Source organism: Rhizobium sp. HT1-10, assembly GCF_049472505.1.
GTDB lineage: Bacteria > Pseudomonadota > Alphaproteobacteria > Rhizobiales > Rhizobiaceae > Rhizobium.
Window position 1 is genome coordinate 23532 of sequence record NZ_JBCEBQ010000020.1, and the last position, 8226, is coordinate 31757.

Genomic DNA, 8226 nt, shown 5'->3' on the forward strand with positions numbered 1-8226 from the left:
CCCGGCCCGCTTTAGGTCTGACTGAAGAAATCAAAGGATGACACATGAAAGTCCTGGAGACACCACGCAATGACGATCGAGCCCGTGTGGCACCGCTCGCGAAACTCCCGGTGTTCTGGGCGCTTGAGGGCAAGACAGTTCTGGTCACGGGCGGTTCCGATGCGGCGGCCTGGAAAGCCGAACTGCTTGCAGCCTGCGGGGCGCATGTGGAGGTTTACGCCGAAGAATTGAGCGAAGCCTTTCGAACGCTTCTCGACCGTCGGCCCGAGCATTTCTCGGCGAAGCTTACCCACCATCCGACACGTTGGACAATTGAAGACTTCGCGGGCGCCGCGCTCGCCATTGCGGATTGCGAAGACGATGGCGAGGCGGCGGAGTTTTTCCATGCGGCCCGGACGGCGGGTGTTCCAGTCAACGTCATCGACAAACCCGCCTATTGCCAATTCCAGTTCGGCTCGATCGTCAACCGATCTCCTGTCGTCGTCGCGATCTCCACCGACGGAGCTGCCCCGTTCCTTGCGCAGGCGATCCGGCGGAAGATCGAAACGATGTTGCCGCGACAGTTGAAAGCGTGGGCCGAACTTGCTCTGTCTATCCGCGGAAGAGTCGGCGCGCTCTTCGATACGCATGCTGCAAAGCGGAATTTCTGGGAAAAGTTCACTGACATGGCGTTCGAGAGTTCGGCCGCGATACCAAGCGATGAAGAGATTCTTGTGGCCGCTCGACGCTTTGGGAGGGTGTCGGCGGGCGGGCGGGTCACTCTGGTTGGCGCCGGTCCGGGTGATGCCGAGCTTCTGACATTGAAGGCAGTGCGGGCCCTGCAGTCTGCCGACGTTATTCTCTTCGACGATCTTGTTTCGACGGAGGTGCTGGAGCTTGCTCGCCGTGAAGCCAGGCGCATGCTGGTCGGCAAGCGCGGAGGACGTGAGAGCTGTCGTCAGGAAGACATCAACGATATGATGGTCAAGCTCGCAAAGGCAGGAAAACATGTCGTACGGCTGAAATCCGGGGATCCAATGATCTTCGGCCGGGCCGGCGAAGAAATCGCGCATCTTGATCGCGAGAATATCCCGGTCGACGTGATCCCCGGTATCACTGCGGCAAGCGCCATGGCGGCGCGCCTTGGTATTTCACTTACCCACCGCGATCATTCCCAATCGGTTCGGCTGATCACCGGCCATTCGCGCCATGGCGGGCTGCCGACCAATATCAATTGGGCGACAGTCGCCGACCCCCACACGACCACGGTATTTTACATGGGCGGCAGGACGGCTCCGTTGATCGCCGCCCGTCTGATTGCCGAGGGACTGAAATCTTCGACACCTGTCGTCATCATGAGTGATATCAGCCGCGATACGCAGAAGGATTGGCATGGCACCCTCGAGACGGCCCCTGCCGGCATTGCAAAAATCGGTTATGACAACCCGGTGCTGATCGCAGTCGGCCAAGCGCTGGCCGCGCGCGGGGCATATGGCGAAGAAAATGCCGGCACTTTCAAGACGTCGAACGGGATGGAGGTTCGCTGATGCTGTCGCAAGCGTCTGCCTCCCTGCTCCTCGCCCTGGCGATCGCTCTGAGCTGGCCTCGGTTCATATTGATTTTCCAGACGAGCGAACATGCCGCGATGCCTGCGTCACTCATGACGATGGTGGCCAGTGCCACAAGCCTTTCCGCGGCCGGCCTTGCCTTTTCGAGCAGCCAGCCGTGGCACGGCACGATTATACTGGCGTTGGGAATGCTGCTGGGAACAGCCATACGTAGCCCCACCTCCGCCATATCGGTTGCGCTCTCCGTCGTCAGCTTGACGATCTATCTGAAGCTCAACTCGCTCTAGCGATCGACATTCCCGTCGATACAGGCGCCGGACCCGACGGTCCGGCAACCTACAATCAATAAATGTCTCTGACATAGCGCTTTTCCGCCGAAAGCGCCTTTACATAGCTTTCTGCCATGTCCCGCGACATGTTTCCATGCCATGCGATGATTTCCTTAAGCGTCGCATCCACATCCTTGGCCATATGGCTCGCGTCACCGCAGACATAGACGTAGGCGCCTCGTTCCAACCAGCGGTACAATTCCCCACCATATTCGCTCATTCGATGCTGGACATAGATCTTGGCATCCTGGTCCCGTGAGAAGGCAAGGTCGAGCCGTGTCAGGTGCCCGCTCGTGGTCCATCGTTCCAGTTCGTCACGATAATAGAAATCGGTCGCCTGATGCTGCTCGCCGAAGAACAGCCAGTTCCTTCCCCTTGCGCCGCGCGCCTCACGCTCCTGGAGGAAGGCGCGGAACGGGGCAATGCCCGTACCCGGCCCGATCATGATGGCCGGGGCGTCCGGATCCACCGGCGGCCGGAAATGCACGGAGGGCTGAATGAATATCGGGATGGCCCGCGCCGAGGATCGATCGGCGAGGAATGCCGACGCGGTGCCGGCGCGAGCCCGGTTGTCATTGACATATCTGACGACATTGACCGTCAGGTGAACTTCGCTGCGATGAAGCTTCGAGCTCGAGGAGATCGAGTAGAGACGCGGCTGCAGCCGCTTCAAGCCACCGAGAAACTCCTGTGCCTCTATCGGGCACGGTGCCAGCGCAACGATATCTGCGATTTGCTTGCCCCACAGCCAACGCGCTACCTCCGCGCGCTGTCCGGAAAGCACTTCCGACAAGGGCTTGTTCTCCGATCGCGATGCCCACCACTTGCCGAAGTCCGCACTCGCGCGGCTGATCTCGAAATGCTTTTCCAGGGCTTCAGCGAATGACATCGGACCTACACCCGCCACTGACACAGGGCTATCGGGGCTGATCCTGAGTGTCGTCAGGATTTCATTGACCAGAACAGGACAATTGCTCGGCCAGACGCCAAGGGCGTCGCCTGCCTCATAGCTCAAATCTCCCTCGCCAAGATCGAAGGCAAATTGCCTGACATCCTTGGCTCCGCCCTCTCCCGTCAGTCGTTTGTTGAGCAAAAGCCTCGAACTATACGGCGTCGTCCGGCTGAGCCCCGGCAGGGTTGAAGCAGGCGGGTCTGTCCGTGCCTCCGCCGCAGCAAAGGTCGTGAGGCGGGAGGCTTTCTCTACGAAGTCGAGAACTTTCCCGGGCTCCAGTGCTTCGCAAAGGCGATCACTCCAGGATGCAACAGTCGCCTCGAAATCCGGCTCGCAATCGACCCGCTCCGCCAACCGCCGCGCGCCCAGCGCCTCCAGCCGCAAATCAAGCCGACGTCCGAAGCCGCAGAACTGGTCGTAGTTGCTATCCCCAAACGCGCAGATCGAATAACGCAGACCCTCGAGACGCGACGTCGTCTCCTCCCCGAGCGCCGCCCAAAATTCCACGCCATTGTCAGGCGGATCGCCGTCGCCGAAGGTGCTGACGAAGAATAGACAGGTCTGGGCTTCGGCAAGCTCACGGATGGTCACCGTCTCCAGCCCGACAACACGAGCCCGCCTGCCCTCTGCCGAAAGCCGCTTTGCAAAGTTCAAGGCGGCCATCTCGGCACTTCCGGTTTGAGATGCCCATGCGATCAGCAAAGCCGGAGTTGTCACGTTCACCGGGGAGGCAATCGCGGGAGCCGGAGCCGACGATGGAGATCCGATCGAACTCCCGCGGCTTCGGGAAAACAGGCCTGCCAGCATGCCGTTGATGAGTAGCCGACCCTCAACCGACATTGGTGCGCTTTCGGGAAGTGTCGGCAGATCGACCGGACCCAGGGACGCCGCGGCATTCAGGCCGGTCATGAACCCCTGAAGATAGAGCTGCTCCGTGGGCGTAAAGACCGGAGGCGACGCGAGCGCTAGGCCGGTCATCGAACTCAACGCAGCAACGGCGGATTTATTGAAAGGCGCAGCAAGGGATGCAGTCTCGAACTGAGGATTCACGTTGGCATTCATGGGGCGCTTCTTCTGTTCGCTTTGTGGAGGAGCCGCCTTTTCCATGGCGCGGATCGCGACGGCGGTGAACTTGAACTCGGGCTGCAGCGAGATGGGATCAACGGCGTCACTGGTGACCGCGTTGACGGCAAGGTCATCGCCAAAGGTGTCGTTCCAGTGAAACGGAGCAAAACACATGCCGGGCTGCACCCGATCGGTGATGATGGCGGGAAGCAGCGCTTTTCCACGCTTCGAGCGGATCTCGACCCTATCGTCTGTCTTGATGCCTAATTCAGCAGCGTCTTCAGGGTGAATTTCGACGAAGGGCCCGGGATTGAGCTTGTTCAGCGTCGGAATCTTGCCGGTCTTCGTCATCGTGTGCCATTGGTGCTGCAGACGTCCGGTATTGAGTACGAATGGAAATTCCGCGCCAGGCATTTCGGCGGGATCGCCGTGCCGCCGTGCGAAAAACAAAGCTCTCCCCGAGGCGGTGGCGAATGTCAGTCGAGGCTGAGTTCCGTCACGTGCGCCCCTGAGCTCTTGGCTAACACCATCGTTGATATAGCGGATGGGATTTCGACTATCGCACTCCGCCGACGCGACTGGCCATTGCAACGGCCCTTCTGCGAGGCGAGCATGGCTCGCGCCTCTGATGTCGTAGCCGGTCTTCGGGTTCCAGGCCTGCTTGATCTCGTCGAACACTTCGGCGGCTGAGCGGTAGCTGAACGCATCAACAAATCCCATTTCCTGGGCGATCCGGGCGATGATAAGCCAATCAGATAACGCCTCTCCCGGAGGATCGACCGCCTTTTGGGTCAGCGTCATATTGCGCTCGGAATTGACCATCACACAGTCGCTCTCGGCCCACAGCGCGCCCGGCAAAAGGATATCCGCGTAGATATTGGTCTCGGTATCGAAAAATGCGTCCTGGGCCACCACCAATTCAGCTGTCTTTAGCGCCTGTATGACCTTCTCGCGATTGGAGACGCTCGCGACCGGATTGGTGCAAATGATCCAAAGGGCTTTGACCGCACCTGCGGCCATGTCTTCAAACATGGCAATCGTGCCGCCGCCCGCCTCCGCACGCAAACTACCACGCGGGATTTTCCAAAGATCTTCGGTGAAGGCGCGATCAGCCTCGATCAGCGCCGATCGCTGACCAGGGAGACCCGGCCCCATATAACCCATTTCGCGGCCACCCATGGCGTTAGGCTGGCCGGTCAGTGAAAACGGTCCGCTTCCAGGCCGGCAGATTTTACCCATGGCAAGATGGAGGTTGCAGATCGCATTCGTGTTCCAGGTACCGTGCGTGCTCTGGTTCAGCCCCATTGTCCAGCAGCTCATCACTTCAGGCGCGGTCCCAATCCATTCCGCGGCCTTCATGATGTCCGTGATCGCGATCCCGGTGATTTCGGACACTCTTTCCGGCGAATATTCGGCCAGGAAATCCGGCATCTGCCCCCAACCCTCGGTGAGGTTGGAGATGAAGTCAGGATCCGTGTGACCGTTCTTGACGATCAGGTGCAAAAGGCCGTTCAGCAGGGCAAGATCGGTCCCCGGCTTGATCTGCATAAAGAGCGTCGCTTTGTCGGCTGTGGCGTTGCGGCGTGGATCGACAACGATCAACCGTGCGCCTTGTTTGACGCGGCCCATCATGCGCAGGAACAGAATTGGGTGACAGTCTGACATATTGGCGCCGATCACGAAGAACAGGTCGGCCTTTTCGAAGTCCTGATAGGAGCCTGGTGGACCGTCAGAGCCGAGGGAAAGCTTGTAACCACTGCCGGCGCTTGCCATGCACAGCCGGGAATTGGATTCGATATGCTTGGTCCTGATGAACCCTTTCGCAAGCTTGTTGGCAAGATACTGCGCTTCCAGCGACATTTGGCCAGAGACATAAAGAGCAACCGCGTCAGGACCATCGCGGTCGATGATCGACTTCAGCCGCCGAGCAGTCTCATGGATCGCTTTATCGATTGATACCGGAATTTGGTCTTGGCTCCGGGCTGGGCGCATATGGGCCTTGTTCATACGCCCGGTTTCAGCGATAGCTTGGCCGCAGGTCGTGCCCTTGGTGCACAACCGGCCGAAATTGGTCGGATGGCTCTTGTCACCGGTGACCTTGACTACGCGGTTGCCCTTGACCTCCATCACGATGCCGCAACCTACACCGCAGTAGGGGCAAGATCCTTTGACGGATTTGGCGGCCACCATCAGGGCGCGTCCTCCGGCTGCAACCCCCTGCTGAATTCGCTCATTGCCGGGACGAAATTCTCATTGTCGTGCCCCTCGCGCGTCAGCTTAAGAAGAGCAAACCTTTGGAGGTCATCAAGTTTTGCCCATTGGTCTGCCGTCGGTCCAGGCATACCTTTGGAGCGGGCTTGCGTCGTCACGACATCGGGCACTCGCCTGGATGCCTTCCAGTCGACGCCCTCCCCAGCGTCGACAGCTTTGGCGGCCTCTCCCGTGCGCTGGACGATGAACGCCGTCAGCTTGCCGTGGTAGATCGCCACCTCGCCGGATGTGTCACACGGCTGGCCGAGCAGCCACTGGCGATCCGAATGCGTAAATCGGCTCCACTGCTGCAATGAAAGCTTGATGCCGGCAAGGTCGAGCTTAAAGCGGACTGCCATCGGAATGCAGCGCAGACTCTCGCTAAAGTCAGTTTCGAAGCGAAATACCAGTGGGCCAACGTTCTTCATGGACTCGCGCTGTGAACCCACGGAAAAACGAGAGAGCTCTATGGCTTGTGGCAATTGGTTGGCAGGCATCGGCTGGATCCTTGTTGAGACCGCTAGTTTCGGAAGCTCAAAACAAAAAAAAGCTACCGATCGAAAATTGCCGCCTCGGAGAGACGTCATTTTTGGATCAGCAGCTTTGCTGGGGGAACGCCCACCGTTGGACGTGATGTGATGCTGGGTAAGATGCAACAATTATGCCAGGCGCATGCACCCATGAACAACCGGGAAATAATGCATAAGCATATCCAAATTGCTGCGAAAACTCGCAATACAGGAAATGCGGTTGGGCAGAATGCCTGCCGTTTAAGCGCGGGGCCTATCTGGGCCAAAGTCGGATGGTCATGCGTGCTGAACCGTTGTACCGGAGTGAGGGGACGCCCGGATTTCTTGGCATCGTCCGCAACCCACTCACCGCGGGTTGGACATTTGGTACGCAAGCCCACGGCCCCGAAGACGGTCCGCCTCGGCGTCCCTGAAGACTTTGCCGGCCGGCGCCTTATCGACCTGCTTTCCGGTTTCTCCGCTGCGTCGCCGCAGATCCGGCTCGACACGACGAGCGGCTGGAGCGTCGAGTTGCGCAGACAGCTCGATGCCGGCGAGATCGATCTGGCGTTGATCAAGCGTGAGGCGGGCGATGGCCCCTGCCTGGCAAGCTGGACAGAGGAACTGGTCTGGGTTGGCAGTGCCAACCACTCGGTTCATTCCGATCCGGTGGCACTTGCGGTCTTTCCCGTCGGCTGCATCTACCGCGAGCGGGCGATCCACGCCATGGAGGCGGAGGGTCGCCGCTGGCGGATCGCTTACACTAGCCAGGGCCTGATGGGCGTTCAGGCGGCCGTCGCCTCCGGGCTTGGGATCAGCTTACTCCCCATCGAGGCAGTTCTGTCAGAGCACCGCAAACTGGAAGCTTTTGAGGGCTTCCAAACCCAGCGGGGATCGGAACTGGCGTTGGTTAAGGGTCGCCTGCAGCTCTCGGCGGAAGCCAAACTCGTTGCAGATTTCTTTGCCGATGTACTTACTTCAGCGATCTCGGATGTGGCTTTAGGCGGCCTGATATGTCCACCCTCGTGGCCAACGCCAGTGGAAGCCGGATAATTCACGAATGTTTTGTCCTGCGAATCGCGGGAAATGGGGATTGCCTGACCGCCTTGAGCGGACTCGAACCCACGACCCCTCGGTTTTTCCCGTCGATCACATCCGACTCCTAGAGACGACAGAAACTAGAATTTTTAGTCCTGGTCTTCGTTCGCCCCGCGTCACCGTTGACATGGGAGGCCCGTCTCAAAATGCTGATAGCTGCCGTCGTGATATCGCTGCAAAAGACCGGATCTGCTTCAGTGAGGAATTTGACGAACTCTCTACTCGAGATTGGATGGAAAGGGATGGATAACAGCGCATAATAGCGTGTTAGAAACTGGCTAGGATTGCCCATGACCTTGCCCCCAAGTTTTATCCAGTTTTGAGTTCGCTCCAGCGGTTTTTGGTTTCTGTTGTTGGGTCGGTAGCGGCGGGTTGCGGTGCGGAGCCATTTCGGCTGCGCAGCACCGCATCACGTCGCGGGTTGAGTGTCCGAGCGAATTCGGCCGGTGTCAGCCAGCCAAGGCCTGAATGCGGGC

The 8226-nt window shown here is 59.2% G+C and carries 4 protein-coding genes and 2 pseudogenes; 3 read left to right on the forward strand and 3 right to left on the reverse strand.

Annotation, left to right across the window (positions count from 1 at the left end):
• Positions 1 to 44 precede the first annotated feature (44 nt).
• Together cysG and VH564_RS25220 are read left to right on the forward strand one after the other, a co-directional pair.
• Complete coding sequence (gene cysG / locus VH564_RS25215; protein WP_423342585.1) at positions 45 to 1526, forward strand: siroheme synthase CysG; 1482 nt, start codon at positions 45 to 47, stop codon at positions 1524 to 1526.
• Positions 1526 to 1834 (forward strand): hypothetical protein, encoded by a 309-nt coding sequence (locus VH564_RS25220; RefSeq protein ID WP_423342586.1) that lies wholly within the window; start codon positions 1526 to 1528, stop codon positions 1832 to 1834. The genes cysG and VH564_RS25220 overlap by 1 nt, the downstream gene beginning before the upstream one ends.
• Positions 1835 to 1889: 55 nt before the next feature.
• Here VH564_RS25220 and VH564_RS25225 read toward each other — a convergent pair whose 3' ends face one another.
• Positions 1890 to 6083, reverse strand: coding sequence for a molybdopterin-dependent oxidoreductase (locus tag VH564_RS25225; protein ID WP_423342587.1), 4194 nt, complete (start codon positions 6081 to 6083; stop codon positions 1890 to 1892).
• The gene (locus tag VH564_RS25230) at positions 6083 to 6640 is read right to left on the reverse strand and encodes a nitrate reductase associated protein (protein WP_423342588.1); all 558 of its coding nucleotides are present in this window, start codon (positions 6638 to 6640) and stop codon (positions 6083 to 6085) included. Before VH564_RS25230 ends, VH564_RS25225 begins: the two co-directional genes overlap by 1 nt.
• A 396-nt stretch (positions 6641 to 7036) precedes the next feature.
• Here VH564_RS25230 and VH564_RS25235 point away from each other — a divergent pair.
• Positions 7037 to 7705: pseudogene (locus VH564_RS25235) on the forward strand (LysR substrate-binding domain-containing protein); the annotation flags it as partial.
• A 354-nt stretch (positions 7706 to 8059) separates the two neighbouring features.
• Here the strand turns inward: VH564_RS25235 and VH564_RS25240 are convergent.
• Positions 8060 to 8226 (reverse strand): annotated as a pseudogene (locus VH564_RS25240) (IS3 family transposase); the annotation flags it as partial.

Coding starts and splice junctions, on each gene's coding strand:
- cysG (WP_423342585.1), top strand. CDS start 45: ATGAAAGTCCTGGAGACACCACGCAATGACGATCGAGCCCGTGTGGCA.
- VH564_RS25220 (WP_423342586.1), top strand. CDS start 1,526: ATGCTGTCGCAAGCGTCTGCCTCCCTGCTCCTCGCCCTGGCGATCGCT.
- VH564_RS25225 (WP_423342587.1), bottom strand. CDS start 6,083: ATGGTGGCCGCCAAATCCGTCAAAGGATCTTGCCCCTACTGCGGTGTA.
- VH564_RS25230 (WP_423342588.1), bottom strand. CDS start 6,640: ATGCCTGCCAACCAATTGCCACAAGCCATAGAGCTCTCTCGTTTTTCC.